Annotated in this window: 18 protein-coding genes and 1 pseudogene; 13 read left to right on the top strand and 6 right to left on the bottom strand. The window is 66.3% G+C overall.

Translation table 11 applies throughout. The features are described from left to right. The first annotated feature begins 44 nt into the window (after positions 1-44). On the top strand, positions 45-353 hold the full coding sequence (locus CA951_RS24400) for an STAS domain-containing protein (RefSeq protein ID WP_236581068.1): 309 nt from the start codon (positions 45-47) through the stop codon (positions 351-353). 31 nt (positions 354-384) lie between these two features. On the opposite strand, the gene CA951_RS24395 is transcribed toward CA951_RS24400, so the two are convergent. From CA951_RS24395 to CA951_RS24385, 3 genes are all read right to left on the bottom strand, one after another. Next, on the bottom strand, positions 385-1587 hold the full coding sequence (locus tag CA951_RS24395; RefSeq protein WP_087559281.1) for a glycosyltransferase: 1203 nt from the start codon (positions 1585-1587) through the stop codon (positions 385-387). Positions 1588-1773: 186 nt separating this feature from the next. Next, the gene (locus tag CA951_RS43510; protein WP_087559280.1) at positions 1774-1929 is read right to left on the bottom strand and encodes a DUF6131 family protein; all 156 of its coding nucleotides are present in this window, start codon (positions 1927-1929) and stop codon (positions 1774-1776) included. Between the two features lie 16 nt (positions 1930-1945). After that, positions 1946-2503, bottom strand: a complete 558-nt coding sequence (locus tag CA951_RS24385) for a DUF2231 domain-containing protein (protein WP_087559279.1) — start codon at positions 2501-2503, stop codon at positions 1946-1948. A 105-nt stretch (positions 2504-2608) separates the two neighbouring features. Between CA951_RS24385 and CA951_RS24380 the strand changes: the two genes are divergently transcribed. Further along, on the top strand, positions 2609-2830 hold the full coding sequence (locus tag CA951_RS24380; RefSeq protein WP_072939646.1) for a hypothetical protein: 222 nt from the start codon (positions 2609-2611) through the stop codon (positions 2828-2830). A gap of 21 nt (positions 2831-2851) precedes the next feature. Here the strand turns inward: CA951_RS24380 and CA951_RS24375 are convergent, their stop codons facing one another. Beyond that, positions 2852-3712, bottom strand: a complete 861-nt coding sequence (locus CA951_RS24375) for a polyphosphate kinase 2 family protein (RefSeq protein WP_087559278.1) — start codon at positions 3710-3712, stop codon at positions 2852-2854. Positions 3713-3747: 35 nt separating this feature from the next. Between CA951_RS24375 and CA951_RS24370 the strand changes: the two genes are divergently transcribed. Next, a complete protein-coding gene (locus CA951_RS24370; protein WP_087559277.1) occupies positions 3748-5223 on the top strand; it encodes an NAD(P)/FAD-dependent oxidoreductase in 1476 nt (491 codons plus the stop codon). Here CA951_RS24370 and CA951_RS24365 read toward each other — a convergent pair. Both CA951_RS24365 and CA951_RS24360 read right to left on the bottom strand, forming a co-directional pair. Continuing rightward, positions 5210-5518, bottom strand: coding sequence for a DUF4873 domain-containing protein (locus tag CA951_RS24365; protein ID WP_087559276.1), 309 nt, complete (start codon positions 5516-5518; stop codon positions 5210-5212). The genes CA951_RS24370 and CA951_RS24365 overlap by 14 nt on opposite strands. Before the next feature lie 49 nt (positions 5519-5567). After that, positions 5568-6263 (bottom strand): TetR/AcrR family transcriptional regulator, encoded by a 696-nt coding sequence (locus CA951_RS24360; protein ID WP_225858509.1) that lies wholly within the window; start codon positions 6261-6263, stop codon positions 5568-5570. A 190-nt stretch (positions 6264-6453) separates the two neighbouring features. Here CA951_RS24360 and CA951_RS24355 point away from each other — a divergent pair, with 190 nt between their 5' ends. The 10 genes and pseudogenes from CA951_RS24355 to CA951_RS24310 all read left to right on the top strand — a co-directional run bounded on the left by CA951_RS24355 (position 6454) and on the right by CA951_RS24310 (position 15062). After that, positions 6454-7725 carry a DUF445 domain-containing protein gene (locus tag CA951_RS24355; RefSeq protein ID WP_087559395.1) on the top strand — a complete coding sequence of 424 codons (1272 nt, stop codon included), beginning with the start codon at positions 6454-6456 and terminating at the stop codon, positions 7723-7725. A gap of 102 nt (positions 7726-7827) precedes the next feature. After that, the gene (locus tag CA951_RS24350) at positions 7828-8334 is read left to right on the top strand and encodes a helix-turn-helix domain-containing protein (RefSeq protein ID WP_012689029.1); all 507 of its coding nucleotides are present in this window, start codon (positions 7828-7830) and stop codon (positions 8332-8334) included. Further along, positions 8327-9160, top strand: coding sequence for a major lipid droplet protein TadA (gene tadA, locus CA951_RS24345; RefSeq protein WP_087559274.1), 834 nt, complete (start codon positions 8327-8329; stop codon positions 9158-9160). The genes CA951_RS24350 and tadA overlap by 8 nt, the downstream gene beginning before the upstream one ends. A gap of 72 nt (positions 9161-9232) precedes the next feature. Then, positions 9233-9526, top strand: coding sequence for a DUF2516 family protein (locus CA951_RS24340; RefSeq protein ID WP_005251878.1), 294 nt, complete (start codon positions 9233-9235; stop codon positions 9524-9526). A gap of 128 nt (positions 9527-9654) precedes the next feature. Further along, positions 9655-10431 (top strand): MerR family transcriptional regulator, encoded by a 777-nt coding sequence (locus tag CA951_RS24335; RefSeq protein WP_087559273.1) that lies wholly within the window; start codon positions 9655-9657, stop codon positions 10429-10431. Positions 10432-10449: 18 nt separating this feature from the next. Further along, entirely contained in the window at positions 10450-11481 is a 1032-nt protein-coding gene (locus tag CA951_RS24330) for an alpha/beta fold hydrolase (RefSeq protein WP_087559272.1), read from the top strand. Between the two features lie 282 nt (positions 11482-11763). Then, positions 11764-12389: pseudogene (locus CA951_RS24325) on the top strand (hypothetical protein); the annotation flags it as partial. 315 nt (positions 12390-12704) lie between these two features. After that, positions 12705-13577 carry an SDR family NAD(P)-dependent oxidoreductase gene (locus CA951_RS24320; protein ID WP_012689023.1) on the top strand — a complete coding sequence of 291 codons (873 nt, stop codon included), beginning with the start codon at positions 12705-12707 and terminating at the stop codon, positions 13575-13577. 15 nt (positions 13578-13592) lie between these two features. After that, entirely contained in the window at positions 13593-13826 is a 234-nt protein-coding gene (locus CA951_RS24315) for a ferredoxin (RefSeq protein ID WP_087559271.1), read from the top strand. Between the two features lie 6 nt (positions 13827-13832). Continuing rightward, a complete protein-coding gene (locus CA951_RS24310; protein WP_087559270.1) occupies positions 13833-15062 on the top strand; it encodes a cytochrome P450 in 1230 nt (409 codons plus the stop codon). Position 15063 lies beyond the last annotated feature (1 nt).

The following is a 15063-nucleotide window of genomic DNA, read 5'->3' as shown; positions in this document are numbered from 1 at the left end:
GTGCGAGCGCGGAATTCACTTCCGAACGTCTCGGTTCCGGGGTGATGTTGGTAGGGGTGCGGGGCGAGATCGACCTGTTCAGTGCACCGGGGTTCCGCGACTACGTGTGCACGCGGATCTCGCCGGAGGGGCAGTTCATCCTCGACATGTCGAAGGTGGACTTCATCGGAACCGCGGGGCTGTCGGTGCTCGACACCGTTCACGCGACGAATGTCCGGGACGGGCGGACGTGGGCGATGATCTGCGGCCGGCCGGTCTACCGGTTGCTCAGGGCGGCGGGCCAGGAGTCGAGCTACCCGTGCTTCGCGTCCGTGGACAGCGCCCTCGTGGCCTGGCACGGCCGAACGGCGTAAGCCGCCGAACCGGCCGAACCGGCGCCCGAGTTCAGTGGGCGCCGGTTCGACTCGTGCGCGGAGGGGCCGACACGCAGCGGCCGTAGGCGCGGAGGATGTCGGTGGCGACCCGGTCCCACGAGTAGCGGGCGCGGGCGCGATCGCAGCCCGCCATGCCGTATCCCGTGCGCAGGGCGTCGTCGTCGAAGATCTGCCGCAGGGCCTCGGCCAGGCGGACCGGGTTGCGCGGGGAGATCAGCCGTCCGGTGATGCCGTCGACCACCGTGTCACGCATGCCGCCGACGGCGGACGCGACCACCGGGGTGCCGCAGGCCATCGCCTCGAGCGGCACCATGCCGAACGGCTCGTACCACGGGGTGCACACGACGGCGTCCGCCGACCGCAGCAGCGCGGGCATGGCGTTTCGCGGTACCCGCCCGACGATCCGTACCCGGTTGCGCACCTTCGTCTCACGAGCCAGCGTCAGCAGTCTGGACGCTTCGGGGTCGTCGGCGACGTCGGCGGCGGCGGGTCCGCCCGCGATGACGAGTTCGGTGTCGGGGAAGTGGGTGAGCGCCTCGATGGCGGTGTCGAAACCTTTGCTCGGCGCCAGCCGGCCGACCATGACGAGGCGGTGGCGTTTGCCCTTCTCGTCGGCGCGGCCGTCGGGCGTGAACTCCTTGACGTCGACGCCGGACGGGACGACGGAGGTGCGCGAGCGGGGCAATCCGAGGTGGGAGAGTTCGAAGACCTCGTCCGTGCACGTCGCCACCACTCGGGTGGCGCCGCGGGCGATCAACTGCTCCAAATGAATTCGGTTGTGCGTGCTCGACGTGTCCGCGTGCTCGAACCGCTGCTCGACCACTCCGAGGGCGTGGAACGTCTGGACCACCGGTATGCCGAGGGTGCGGGCCGCGAGTTGCGTCGCGATCCCGGACATCCAGTAGTGGGCGTGGACGATGTCGGGCCGCTCGGCCTCCCATTCGGACTTCAGGAAGCTGCCGAATGCCCCCATCAGCGGCAGGATCTCGGCCTCCGGCATCGGCCGTGCGGGGCCGACCGGTACGTGCACGACTGTGTACCCGCTCGCGGTCGTGACGCGCTCCGGGGCGTCTTCGTTCTCCGCCCGCGTGTAGACCGTGACGTCGTGGCCCTCCCTTGTGAGGGCCGCCGACAGTTCGGCGAGGTGAATGCTCTGCTCTCCGACTTCGGCGCCGTCCGACACGTCGAGGGGACTGGCGTTGGCGGAGACCATCGAAATCCGTAATCGTCTCGAGGTGCCGACTGCGGCCGTTCTCATCGGCTGCCCGCCGCACACGGGAGGTCTGGGTTCGCGATGAATGGCCGTCATGCCACGGGGATTCCCGAAGTTCGGGTTTGTAAACCGACCGACTCGCATTCTGTCACGGGACGGGTGACACGAGCCGACCGGTGTTGCGTTCTAATACCAGCGACGCCTGCCGCCGACCGCACGCCCGGTCGCGCCGAGAATCCACAGGACCACGCCGATCACCACGAGGATGATGCCGATGGTCCAGAGCCAGTTGATGCCGGCCAGCCATCCGATCAGGAGCAAGATCAGTCCGAGCACGATCATGACGTTCCTCGATTCTTCATCCCACCGAGGTGAGGGGCGAGTCCGACCGCGGACCCTCCCGCACCTCGTCGACCCCTGCGCCCATTGCGTAGGTCAGATGCCCGCCGAGCGCGCCGCCGATGCCGATCGCGAGGAGTCCCGCGGTGCTCGTGGCGACAGCGCGTCCGTCCGTACCGTGTCTGCGGCGAACGTAGGACGCGAGCATGGCCACGACACCGATGGCGTTGGCCTCGGCGTGGATCAGTCCGACGCGGCGCTGTACGGTATCGCGTTCGGCCCAGTCCACCCAGCCGGTCATCAGCGTCGGGGGAGCGGCGAGCAGTCCGAGGCCGATCAGCCTCCGTGCGCCGGCGTGATCACGAAATGCCAGATCGAAGACGCTCGCGCCGACCCACGCCCCGATGGGGAGGCTGACGAGAACGGGATGCACGGGGTGCCCGAGCCAGGACCCGCGCAACAACGGGCCCGCGGCGGAGGAACCGAGTGCCCCCTGGATCCGCTGCTGCAGAAACCGGCTGCCACCGTCGAGGAACCGGGCGGCCTCCGCTTTCCGGAACACGCTCTCGAGGTTCATGCCTTCCGGTTACCCACGGCGGCCCGAAGAAAACCGGTCCGCCTTGTCGTCGGTGCAGGTCGGGCGTAGCGTCGGGACCACGTTCTCGAAGGTGAGGTGAGTGCAATGAAACTCAATCTCTTCGCAGCTTGGGTCAGCTTCGCACTGGTTCTGCTCTCGGTGGTCTGTCTCGGCGGGTTCCTCGTCGCCGCGGGATCCGGGCAGGGCGGCTGGGCGGTGATCTCCGGGTCTCTGTGCGTCGTCGCACTGGCCGGGGCGATGGCGCTGTACGGCGGAACTGTGCGCCACGACCACAGGTTGCATCACGAATCGCCGCACCTGTTCTGACTGCGGCAGTTCCGGACGGCGTCAGGATTCCGCAAGTCTCCGCTTCTCCGCGTCGATGTCGAAAGTGGCGGGCGGCCAGTCGAGGTCGAGCTTCTCCAAGGCGTCGATCAGCAGTTCGGTGACCGCGAGCCGGCTGTACCACTTGCGGTCGCACGGAACGACATACCACGGCGCGTAGTCGGTCGACGTCAGGTCGAGCATGGCCTGGTAGGCGTCCTGGTAGGCCGGCCACAGCAAGCGCTCGTCGACGTCCGAGGGGTCGTATTTCCAGTATTTGTCGCGGCGCTCCAACCGCTCCCGCAACCGTGACTTCTGCTCGTCGAGTGACACGAACATCGCGACCTTGACCAGGGTCGTGCCGCCTGCGACGAGTTCCTTCTCGAACTGGTTGATCTCGTCGTAGCGGCCGCTCCAGATCTCCTCGGGCACGAGATCGTGAACCCGGACCACCAGTACGTCCTCGTAGTGCGACCGGTCGAATACGCCGAGTTGCCCGGCGCGGGGGACGGCCTTGCCGATCCGCCACAGGAAGTGGTGGCGCTTCTCCTCGGGAGTGGGAACACCGAACGAGGCGTGATCGACACCCTGCGGGTCCACGTGCCCGATGACGTGGCGGACCATTCCGCCCTTCCCCGCGGTGTCCATGCCCTGGAGCACGAGGAGCACCGACCGCCGGTCGCCGGATCGTCCGTTGGCGTAGAGCTTCTCCTGCAGGGCGGACAGCACGGCGCCGCGTTCCTCGAACAGCTGGAGGCCGTCCGACTTGTCGCCGACGAATCCGGGTGTGCTCCCGCAGTCGAGGTCGGCGATCCGCCGGCCCGAGTGTGACCGCAGGGCCTCGGTAGCGGGCGTCTTCCAGAATCCGCGTGCGTTCTCGGCCATGTACAGACAGTGCCACAGGAGCGTTACATGGAGGTGTGGTCGGCGAGGTGAATCATTGCCGTGTCCTGGTGATCGGGACCGGGTTCTCCGGTCTGGGCACGGCGATCCAGCTGCGCAAGCGTGGGCGCGACGACTTCATCCTGCTGGAGAAGGCGCGGGAGGTCGGCGGCACGTGGCGGGAGAACACGTACCCGGGGTGTGCGTGTGACGTGCCCTCGCACCTGTACTCCTTCTCGTTCGAGCCGAACGCGGACTGGACGCGGATGTGGTCCGGGCAGGCGGAGATCTTCGATTATCTGCGCGGACTGGCCGACAAATACGACCTGCGGCGCAACATCCATTTCGGCCGCACGATGACGGGCGGCTACTGGGACGCCGAACACCGCCGCTGGCACATCCACACCGAGTCGGGCGACGAGTACGTCGCGCAGTTCGTCGTGTCCGGGATCGGCTCCCTTCACATCCCGAACTTCCCGGGTCTGCCGGGAGCCGGCAGGTTCGAGGGCACGGTGTTCCATTCGGCGCAGTGGAACCATGACTACGACCTGCGGGGCAAGAAGGTCGCGGTGATAGGCACCGGTGCCAGCGCCATTCAGTTCGTTCCCGAAATCGTGGGCGACGTCGCAGAGCTGCAGCTGTATCAGCGGACGCCGCCCTGGGTGATTCCGGGCTTGAACTTCCGCATTCCGCCGAAGGCGCGGCGCCTGTTCGGCCGGGTACCGCTGGTGCGACGGATGGCGCGTGCCGCGGTCTACTGGACTTACGAATCGCTCGCGCTCGGGTTCAATGGGCACTTCCGCCTGATGAAGCCGATCGAGAGCGCGGCGCGGGCGAATCTGAACAGGACTGTCACCGATCCCGAACTCCGCCGCAAGCTCACCCCGTCCTACCTCATCGGCTGCAAGCGGATCCTCGGTTCGAACGTGTACTACCCGGCTCTGATCTCACCGAATTCGGTCGTGATCACCGAGGGCATCGCGGAGGTCCGTCCGCACGGCATCGTCGCGGGGGACGGGACGGAGCGGGAGGTGGACGCAATCATCTACGCGACCGGATTCCACGTCACCGACGGCTTCGACAGGTTCGCCCTCACCGGGGTCGACGGCAGGCGCCTCGCCGACGAATGGGAGGAGCACGGGATCCGCACCCACCTCGGTATCACCGTCGCGGGTTACCCCAACGCGTTCTTCCTGTTCGGCCCCAACACCGGACTCGGTCACAATTCGGTGGTGTTCATGATCGAGTCGCAGATTCGTTACGTCCTCCGGCTGATGGATCTCGTCGACCTGCGCGGCGCCGACGCCGCGGTCGTCCGGCCGGCCGTGCAGAGCAGGTTCAACGCAGACATTCAACGGAAGCTGTCGAAGGGTGTGTGGTCCCGTGGCGGATGCGTGAGCTGGTATCTGGACTCGCACGGCGTCAACCGCGCGATCTGGCCGGGCTCGACCGTGCGTTACTGGCGACAGACGCGGGAGGTCGATCCGGCGGACTTCGAGTTCACGCCCGGCTGAAGGGCGGGGGCGTCACTCCGTCGACGAGATGGCTTCCCCAGAGGTCCACTCCGGTGATCCGGGCGGTGGCCGTGCCTTCCGGGCCGGTGATCTGAAGTTCCGTACCCGCGGACAGGTCCGCGTCCGCGCCGAGAGCGTCCGTCAGGGTGCGGACGCGGCCGTGCCAGACGTACCGACCGCTGATGGGTTCGAAGTTTCCCGCCAACTGGACCCTTACGGTGACGGCGGGACGGTCGCCGACGACGACGTCGGCGGGGCCGCGGTAGCCCTCTTCTTCTTCCTCGTGTTCGTTCACACGGGGAAGTTTACCTGTAACTGCTAGTTACACAAGAATGGATCGACGCCTATTCGGTGGCGTCGGCAGGCGGCAGCAGTGGGTGCGGGATCGCGTTGAAGCGTGCGGGCGAGCCGTTGACCGCAGCAATTCCGGTGACGCCACCCCAGGTCATCATCGTGAGGTAGTTGATCAGGTCCTCGACCGACATCGACCGGTTGGAGATCCACCAGTGGGTGGCCAGTTGCACACCGCCGACGATTCCGTACGCCCACGGGACAGCGCCGCCGGAGTCCATCTCCATCTGCCGCAACCGCTCGCCGAGCACGGTGGACAGCACCTCGGCGATCATCCGCTCCGAGTCGGCGACCGTCTCGCGGCCGGGGCCGGAACCGTTGGCCATGATGTACAGGTAGACGTCGGGATCCGACGCCACCGTCTCCACGTACGCGGTGATCGTGGCGCGGGTCAACTCGAAGTCGTCGAGGTCTCCGCCGATGGCCTCGTAGATCCGCGGGGCGAGCGTCGTCTCGACGTACCGCGCCATGGTCGCGTTCGTCAGATCGCTCTTGTCCGCAAAATAGCGGTACAGCACGGTCTTGGAGACACCGATCTCGGACGCGATCTCGTCCATGCCGATGTCCCGTCCACGCAGGCGGATGGCGGCGATCGTTCCGTCGACGAGTTCCTCTCGGCGCGCGATCTTGTGCTCACGCCAGCGGCGCTTGCGCCCATCGGGCTTTGCCGCTTTGTCCAGCTTCGTCATCGACTCGGTCACCTGCTCGGGATCCTTCACGCCGTCGTTCGCCACTGACTCTCTTCACATCCGTTTCGTGTCGCGATCTCCTGTCAGCTTAGTGCGAGGGTGTTGTCTCACGGCACAACGCCGTCTGTGCGGGCGCGCGTCCAACGGCTGGGTGACCGCCCCGGCGCCGACCTTGGGCACAATGGCGTCTGTGGATCAATTGAGCCTTTCCGCCTTCGACGACGATGCGAAGCGTCGTGATCTCCGCAAGATGAAGGCTGTCGCGACGGGCTTCCTCGTCTTCGCCACCGTGGTCTATCTCGTGTGCCGGTGGCAGGAATCGCGGGGCGCGGGGGCGTGGGTCGGCTACGTGCGAGCCGCGTCGGAGGCAGGCATGGTCGGCGCGCTGGCCGACTGGTTCGCGGTGACGGCCCTGTTCCGGCATCCGCTGGGGTTGCCGATACCGCACACCGCGATCATCAAACGCAAGAAGGATCAGCTGGGGGCGAGTCTGAGCAGCTTCGTCGGCCAGAACTTCCTGGCCCCCGAGGTGGTGTCCGCCAAGGTGGAGGCCGCGGAGATCCCGCTCCGGCTGGGCACGTGGATGGCACAGCCGAAACATGCCGCGCGGGTCGCCGCCGAGACGGCCACCATCCTGCGCGGCTTCGTCGAGATCCTGCGCGACGAGGACGTGCAGCAGATCATCGACAGCACGCTGGTGCGCCGGCTGGCCGAGCCTCAGTGGGGGCCGCCGATCGGGCGGGTGCTCGGCGAACTGCTGCGTGAGAACCGGCAGCTGCCGATCCTGGATCTGCTCGCCGAGCGGGCGCACCAGTGGGCGCTCGGGAGCCAGGAGACCATCGACCGGATCGTCAGCCGCGATTCGCCCGCCTGGTCGCCCAAGTTCGTCGACGCCATGCTCGGCGAGAAGATCCACCGGGAACTCGTCGAATTCACCTGGAAGGTGCGGTCCAACCCGGAGCACGAGGTGCGGCAGGCGGCCAACCGTTTCCTCGTCGACTTCGCCGACGACCTGCAGAACGATCCCGCGACCATGGAGAAGGCCGAGAAGATCAAGGCCGAGATCATGGGACGCGAGGAGGTGACCGGCCTCGCCGCGGCGACGTGGACGGTCGCCAAGCGCCTGATCATGGAGTCCGTCGACGACCCGGACAGCACGCTGCGCACGAAGGTCGCGGAGAACGTCGTGCGATTCGGCGAGCGGCTGCGCGACGACCACGAACTGAGGACCAAGGTCGACGGGTGGGTACTCGCGGGCACGCGTTACATCGTCGTCCACTACACCGACGAGATCACCGCGATCATCTCCGACACCGTCGAGCGCTGGGACGCCGAGGAGGCGTCCAAGAAGATCGAGCTCCAGGTGGGACGCGATCTCCAGTTCATCCGCATCAACGGCACCGTGGTCGGTGCGATCGCGGGCCTGCTGATCTACACGTTCTCGACGTTGCTGTTCGGCTGACTTCCCGCGCGGAACGGCGCCGCTAGCTAGGTGCTAACAGAGTGCTTGCAATTGCTAGCACCCTGCTTTAGGCTGGGTGCTGCCCAGCAACACGGAGGACTGATGGCAAGCGATGACCGCGATGCGGCCGGTGCAGGAGATCTGGCAGCTCGCGTAGTCAGCAACGCCGCTCACGACATCGGAGGTTTCATTCGTGCCCAGCGCGAAGCAGCCCAGGTGTCGATGCGGCAGCTGGCGCAGCTGGCCGGAGTCAGTAATCCGTATCTGAGTCAGATCGAACGTGGGTTGCGCAAGCCCTCGGCCGAGGTGCTTGGGCAGATAGCCAAGGGGCTCCGGGTCTCGTCGGAGGTCCTGTACGTCCAGGCGGGTTACCTCGAGCAGCGGCCACACGGTCCCCTCCGTGACGCTCTGCTCGCGGATACGGCCATAACCGAGCGGCAGAAGCAAGTGCTGCTCGAGATCTACGAGTCGTTCTGTCGTGAGAACGAATCGGCGGAAGCGGCCGAATCCCGGACGTCCGAGCTTCGGACAGAAGAACACCAGCGTTCTGATTCCCAGACGCCGGAACCAGAACCCCCCACCGTTGAAGAGGAGAAAGCCGATGACTGACCAGAAGACCATCGACAGCGTCAAGACCTCGCTGTACGCCGCCGTAGGTGCCGGAGACGTCGTGGTGCAGGCCGTGGCCGACGTCGTCGCCCAGGTCCGCTCGCGCGCCGAGTCCACCCAGGGTGACGTCGAAGAGCGTGTCGGCGGCGCCAAGGAGCGCTTCGCCGGACTGCAGGAAGAGGTCACCGAGGGTGTCGAGAACCTTCGCGACCGCCTCGCCGGACTGCCGTCCGAGCTGCCCGAGGAGCTTGCCGAGCTGCGTGAGAAGTTCACCGCCGACGAGCTGCGCAAGGTCGCCGAGGCCTACCTGAAGGTCGCATCCGACCTGTACACGTCGCTCGCCGAGCGCGGCGAGGACACCGTCGAGCGCATCCGCAAGCAGCCGGTCGTCGAGGAGGGCATCGGCCGTGCCGAGACCGCCTTCGGTGACGCCGTCGAGCTGACCGAGGAAGCTCTCGGCACCGTGGCCCGCCAGACGCGCGCCGTGGGCGAGCAGGCCGCGAAGCTCGCGGGCCGCGCTTCGGGCCGCATCTCCGAGACCGCAGAGGGACTCGGCGAGGCCATCGCCGACGCCGGCGACGAGGCTGCCCTGAAGGTTCTCGACCTGGGCGACCAGGCCGAGGAAGCGTCGAAGGGCGCTGCCGATCGCGTCACCGCCACGGCGGCCGACGTCCAGGCTCGCGCCGACCAGGCGGCCCCGGCCAAGCATGCTGCCGCTCCCGCGAAGAAGGCTACTCCCGCTCCGGCCAAGGCTGCGGCAACTCCGGCTCCGGCCAAGAAGGCCGCCGCTCCGGCCAAGAAGGCTGCTCCGGTCAAGAAGGCTTGATCCTTCACGCTTTTCGGCCCCCGCACGTTCGGTGCGGGGGCCGTTTGCGTGCCCACCTCGTAGGATGGGGCTGTGATTCAAGTTGACGGCGTCGTCTCGGTGATCTTGTTGGTGATTCGCATCGTCGCTCTGGGTGGTGCTGCGTACGCGCTGTTCCACGCCGCCCGCCAGCGCAAGGACGCGTTCACCGCGGTGGACAAATTGAGCAAACCGATCTGGCTGAGCATTCTCGCGGTCGCGTTCCTCGTCCTCCTGCTTTTCCCCGCCGTGCAGTTGTTCGGCATCGTCGCGGTCGTCGCGGTGTGCGTCTACCTCGTGGACGTACGCCCCCGCGTCGACGACGTGCAGCGCGGACCGCGCTGGTAGGCATTCCAGCCGGACAGATACCGCTCCTCCCTCACGGTCCTGCGAACGTTCGGGGCCTTTCGCGCCCTGACGATGACAATGGACATTGTGACAATGCTATGGTGGTTTACGGCTACCGAGGAGCTGACATGTCCGCGAGGGAATACCGAATAGACGACCTCGCACGCGAGGCGCGGGTGAGCGTGCGCAACGTGCGCGTCTACCAGGACCGCGGACTGCTCCCGCCGCCGAGGAAGCAGGGGCGCACGGGGTGGTACAACGACTCGCACCTCGCGCGGCTGCACCTGATCGGACGGATGCTCGATCGCGGCTACACATTCGCGACCATCAGTGAACTGCTCACCGCCGCGCACTACGGACTCCAGGTCAAGGACGTTCTGGAGACCGACGACCCGGGCGGCCGCTGGAAGAAGCGCAGGCGCGCGGCACGCCTCACGATCGCCGAGCTGAAACGCATGTTCGGGGCGCAGACCACCGAGGCCAACATCGCCCGCGGCACCGAACTCGGTGTGCTCGTTCCCGCAGGGGACGACTATTCGGTCGACAATCCGCGACTGGTCGAGGCGGCGCAGGTCCTTGTCGACGCCGGCATCCCGCTCGAAGACGTCCTCGAACAGGCCGCGGCGGTGCGACGCGATCTCTCGGACGTCGCCGCACGGTTCGTCGCCGTCGTCGCGGACCGCTATCTCGCCGCCGAAAGTGAGCCGCTCGAACTCGACGAGGCGAAGGTCTCGGACATCGCGCGGCTCGTCGACCAGATGCGTCCCCTCGCGCACGACGCCGTCCAGTCGCTGTTCGAAGAGGCGATGGAGGAGCAGATCTCCCGGGCCCTCGAACGGGCTGCCCGGCAACTCGGCGAGACACCGGGTCCGGCGTCGGGCACAGACACCAACAAAGCAAGTTAGACAGGACAGGGGTAGGGAATGACCAGCAGTTCGCGCACCATCGCCTTCCGGGCGCTCGCAGGCGCAGCCGGGGTCGGTGCCGTCGTCGCCGCGGCAGCGGCGATCCGTCACAAGCGCGCCACCCGCGGGTTGACGTTGTCGACCGAGGTGGCCCCGAACGAGTTGCTGCGCACCCCGGATCTGCGCCCGGATGTGACGGAGATCCTCACCGACGACGGAGCGACGTTGTACGTTCGCGCCTACGGTCCGGTGGACGGCGATCCCATTGTGCTGAGTCATGGTTGGACCTGTTCGACCGAATACTGGTACCCGCAGGTGAATGCGCTCGCGGGCGAGTACCGGGTGATCACCTACGACCAGCGTGGGCACGGCCGCAGCTCGGTCGGCTCGCTTCCGCTCGGTCCCGACGTCCTCGCCGACGACCTGTCGGAGGTGCTGAAGGCGACGGTGCGTGAAGACAAGAAGGCCGTCCTCGTGGGCCACAGCATGGGTGGCATGAGCATCATGGCGTGGGCAGGCCGGCACGCCGACGAGGTGAAGAAATACGCGTCGGCGGTCCTGCTCGCCAGCACCGCCTGCGACCGGCTCGTCGCCGAGACCACCGTCATCCCGTTGCCGAATCGTTTTCCGCGCGTGCCGGTTCCGGTCGGTCGCGCCGTCCTGAGCACACCGGTTCCGTTGGTGTCTTCGCCGGTGATGACGCGCGCGCTGCAGTACGTGTCGATGTCGCCGAACGCCACTCGCGCCGAGGTCCAATTCTGCGAGAACATCGTCCGGGACTGCAAGCCGCGCATCCGCGGCGGCTGGGGTGCCGCGCTCAGCGGCCTCGACATTCACGAGGCACTCGACCACCTCGACGTCCCGACCACGGTGCTCGTCGGTTCCATGGATCGGTTGACCCCGCCCGTCCATGCCCGCAAGCTCGCTCGCGTCCTGGACGAGGCCGGTCACCTCGAGCGGCTGATCGTCCTTCCCGGCGTCGGTCACATGAGTTCCGTCGAGAGCATCGACGAGTTCGACAAGGAGATCGTGCGGCTACGTAACCTCTGACCTTTCGGCTGCCCTGCAGTCGGTCGGGCCCACACGCTGATGGCGTGTGGGCCCGATTTTTTGTGCCGGTGTGAGGCTTGACACATCGACGACAATACATCTAACGTAATTTGTATCACTGTAAAACGTGTCGCGATCCAGCGTTCCACCGATCCGGTCATCAGGCGATAGGAGCTCACGTTGGCTCATGTAGTTACGCAATCCTGCTGCAACGACGCGAGTTGCGTTGCGGTGTGCCCGGTGTTTCCGAGGCGGTCCAGGTATCCGAACGCGCACTGCTGCTTGATCCGATTCGGTGTCGCACCGGACCATCAGGGCACCAAGGCGGTCGCCTCGCTGTTCCAGAAGACGGCGTCGCGGAAGAACGTGGACTTCTACCTCGATGTCGAGGTCGGTCCGCACCTGACTCACGACGACCTCCTCGCGCATCACGATGCGGTGATCTACGCGGTCGGCGCCCCCGCCGACTGCGCGCCGGGGATTTCCGGCGAGGATCTGCCCGGAAGTCACTCGGCAGCGGCAATGTGGCGTTGGACGTGGCCCGAGTGCTCGTCGCGGGCACCGCCGAGATGACGAAGACCGACATAGCGCCGTACGCATTGGAAGCGTTGTCGGAGAGCAGGATCAGGGAAGTGCTCGTCGTCGGGCGGAGAGGTCCGGCGCAAGCGGCGTACACGAATCCGGAGTTGCTCGCGCTCGGCTATCTTCCCGGCGTGACTGTCGCGGTGCAGTCCACGATGCTGAACGACGGAGGTCGTGTGCTGGAACCGGACTCGGGCAGGCCGATGTCCGGTGTGTACACCGACGGGTGGATCAAGCGAGGTCCCTCCGGCGTCATCGGAACCGACAAGGCGTGCGCCGCCGAAGCTGTCGGCAAACTCGTCGACGACTTCCACTCCGGTCGATTGCAGGAAATCGGGCAGGCCGCGCGTGAAGCTGGTGGACACCGTCTCGATGATTGAAATTGTTTCGAGTGCAGCTGTTTCCGGATGACTCACTCTGGTACGCGCCGACTCGACGCGCGTCGCAAAAAGTGATTGACGTCTCATCACCTAACGGTATAAGGTTTATTCGGATCGGAGATGCGGCCCGCACTCGATCCTCTCGACCGGCGACAGCCCCCGCCGTCGAGGATCGGAACAGTCTCGCCGCCCGACTTCGCCGGACGATGTCCCACGCACCGCGAGTCTCCGGCATTGACGAATCATCACATAGGAGTTCACATGAAACTTCAGGACAAAGTCGCCGTCATCACCGGAGGTGGATCCGGACTCGGACGCCAGGGTGCACAGTTGTTCGCGTCGGAAGGCGCGAAGGTAGCGGTCGTCGACATCGACGGCGACCGGGCTGAACAGACTGCGAAACTGGTTGAGCAGCAAGGTGGAACGGCGATCGCCATCACCGCAGACGTGAGTGACGAGGCGGCCGTCTACCGCAGCGTCGAGACCACCGTCGAGCAGTTCGGCAAGCTCGACATCATGTGGGCCAACGCCGGTGTCGTCTCCCGCGGTGGAGTCCCGTCCGTGGCCGGCGGCGAACACGTGGAGTTCCAGGACCTCACCGATGCCGACTGGCAGCACGTTCTCGGAGTCAACCTCAGCGGCGTCGTGTACTCCTGTAAGGCTGCGGTTCCTGCAATGCGGGCCAACGGCGGCGGCACCATCCTGGCGACCTCGTCCGCGGCTTCGTTCGCCGCCTATCACAGCATTGCGATGTACTCGGCGACGAAAGCCGGTGTGAACGGCCTGGTTCGCGGGCTCAGCCTGGATCTCGGACGCTATGGCATCCGCGTCAATGCCCTCGCCCCCACGCACGGGATGTCACCGAATTTCCTGATGGGCCCGGGCACCCCGGTGATCGGCCAGTCCTACGAGGAGACCGCGGGCCCGTGGGATCCGGGCGTCTCGCCGATTCCGCTCAAGCTCCAGCGTCCGCCGTCGCTCGTGGACAACGCGAAGGTCGCACTCTTCCTCGTGTCGGACGATTCCGCGTACATTTCCGGTCTGACGCTGCCCGCGACGGACGGCGGCACGCTGTCACGTGTCGCGATGATGTTCGAAGAGGACACGCCGACTCCGACGCTTCCCGTCGACTGAGTGGAGCGTACGCCGATGACCATTCATGCGCAGAACCGTGCGCCGTCGTTGAAGGTCGACCGATCCGCCTGTGCGGGACACGGCCTCTGTTACGGCGCGGAACCCGAGATAGTCGACAGCGACGACCAGGGCTATCCCGTCGTCGTTGCCGAACCGGTTCCCGAGGAACTACGAGACCAACTGGGTGCCCTCGTCGAGATGTGCCCCGAACGCGCGCTGAGCGTCGAACTCCCGAATTCGGAAGGCTGAGAAGCAGTGACGACAACCCAACTACCCGAGAACCTCATCGTGGACTTCGACGTCTACGACCAGACCCTGGCGATGCCGGAGGACGTGTTCCAGGAACGCGCGGCGGCGCTGCGGGCCATCGGCCCCGTCGTGTATTCGAAGGCGCACGGCGGTCACTGGATCGTGACGCGCTACGAGGAGATCCACCAGGTCCTGCGTGATCCGGAGACCTTCTCCAGCTACCCGAACAACCTCGTGAACGCGGGCCAGGGGAAGTTCATCCCGATCGAGCTGGACCCGCCCGAGCACACGTTCTACCGGCAGGCGCTGCAACCGCTGTTCAGTCCCAAGCGGATGAAGGAGCTCGAGCCCCAGATCCGGGACGTCATCAACGAGCTCATCGACGACTTCGTGTCACGCGGTGAAGCCGAGTTCATCTCGGAGTTCGCCCACGAGCTGCCGACACGGGTGTTCCTGGCCCTGATGGGCTGGCCGCTCGAAGACGCCGAGATGTTCACCAAGACGACGGACGTTGCACTGCAGGGTATTCCCGGTGGAACAGAAGAAGAGTCCGCCAAGGCGCGCGAGGATGCGGCCAACCAGATCTTCGGCTACTTCGGTGCCATCGTCGCCGGAGTGCGTTCCGGTGAGAACACCTCGGACAGTCTGACCGCGCAGATCATCAACACCCCGATCGAGATGGAGGACGGAGTACGGCTGCTCACCGACGAAGAGCTCTACCGCATGTTCTTCCTCCTGCTCATCGCGGGCCTGCACACCGTCCAGGGTTCACTGGCGTGGGGGATCATCCACCTGGCGAACAATCCGGGGCAGCGGCAGGAGATCGTGGACGATCCCGACACCATCCCGGCGGCCGTCGAGGAGATTCTGCGGATCGAGGCTGCCGTGATCGCGGGCCGGCGAGCGACCCGCGACGTCGAGATCGGCGGAGTCACCATCGCGGAGGGGGAGCAGCTCATCGTGCTGCTCTGCTCGGCGAATCGCGACGGCGGCGAGTTCGAGGATCCGGACGAGCTGAGGATCGACCGCTCGCCCAACCGGCACCTCTCCTTCGGGGCCGGGCCTCATCGGTGCATCGGGTCTCACCTGGCACGCATCGAGCTCGAGCTGGCCATGGAGGAGATTCACAAGCGGTTGCCCGATTACCGACTCGTTCCGGAGGATCCGCCGATCCTGCATGCCACCCAGGTACGCGGCTGCATCCGGCTCCCGATCACCTTCACCCCCTCGGCCTGAG

It is taken from the genome of Rhodococcus sp. NCIMB 12038, from assembly GCF_002165735.1.
Lineage (GTDB): Bacteria > Actinomycetota > Actinomycetes > Mycobacteriales > Mycobacteriaceae > Rhodococcus_F.
This window is presented reverse-complemented; position numbering and strand designations above follow the sequence as displayed.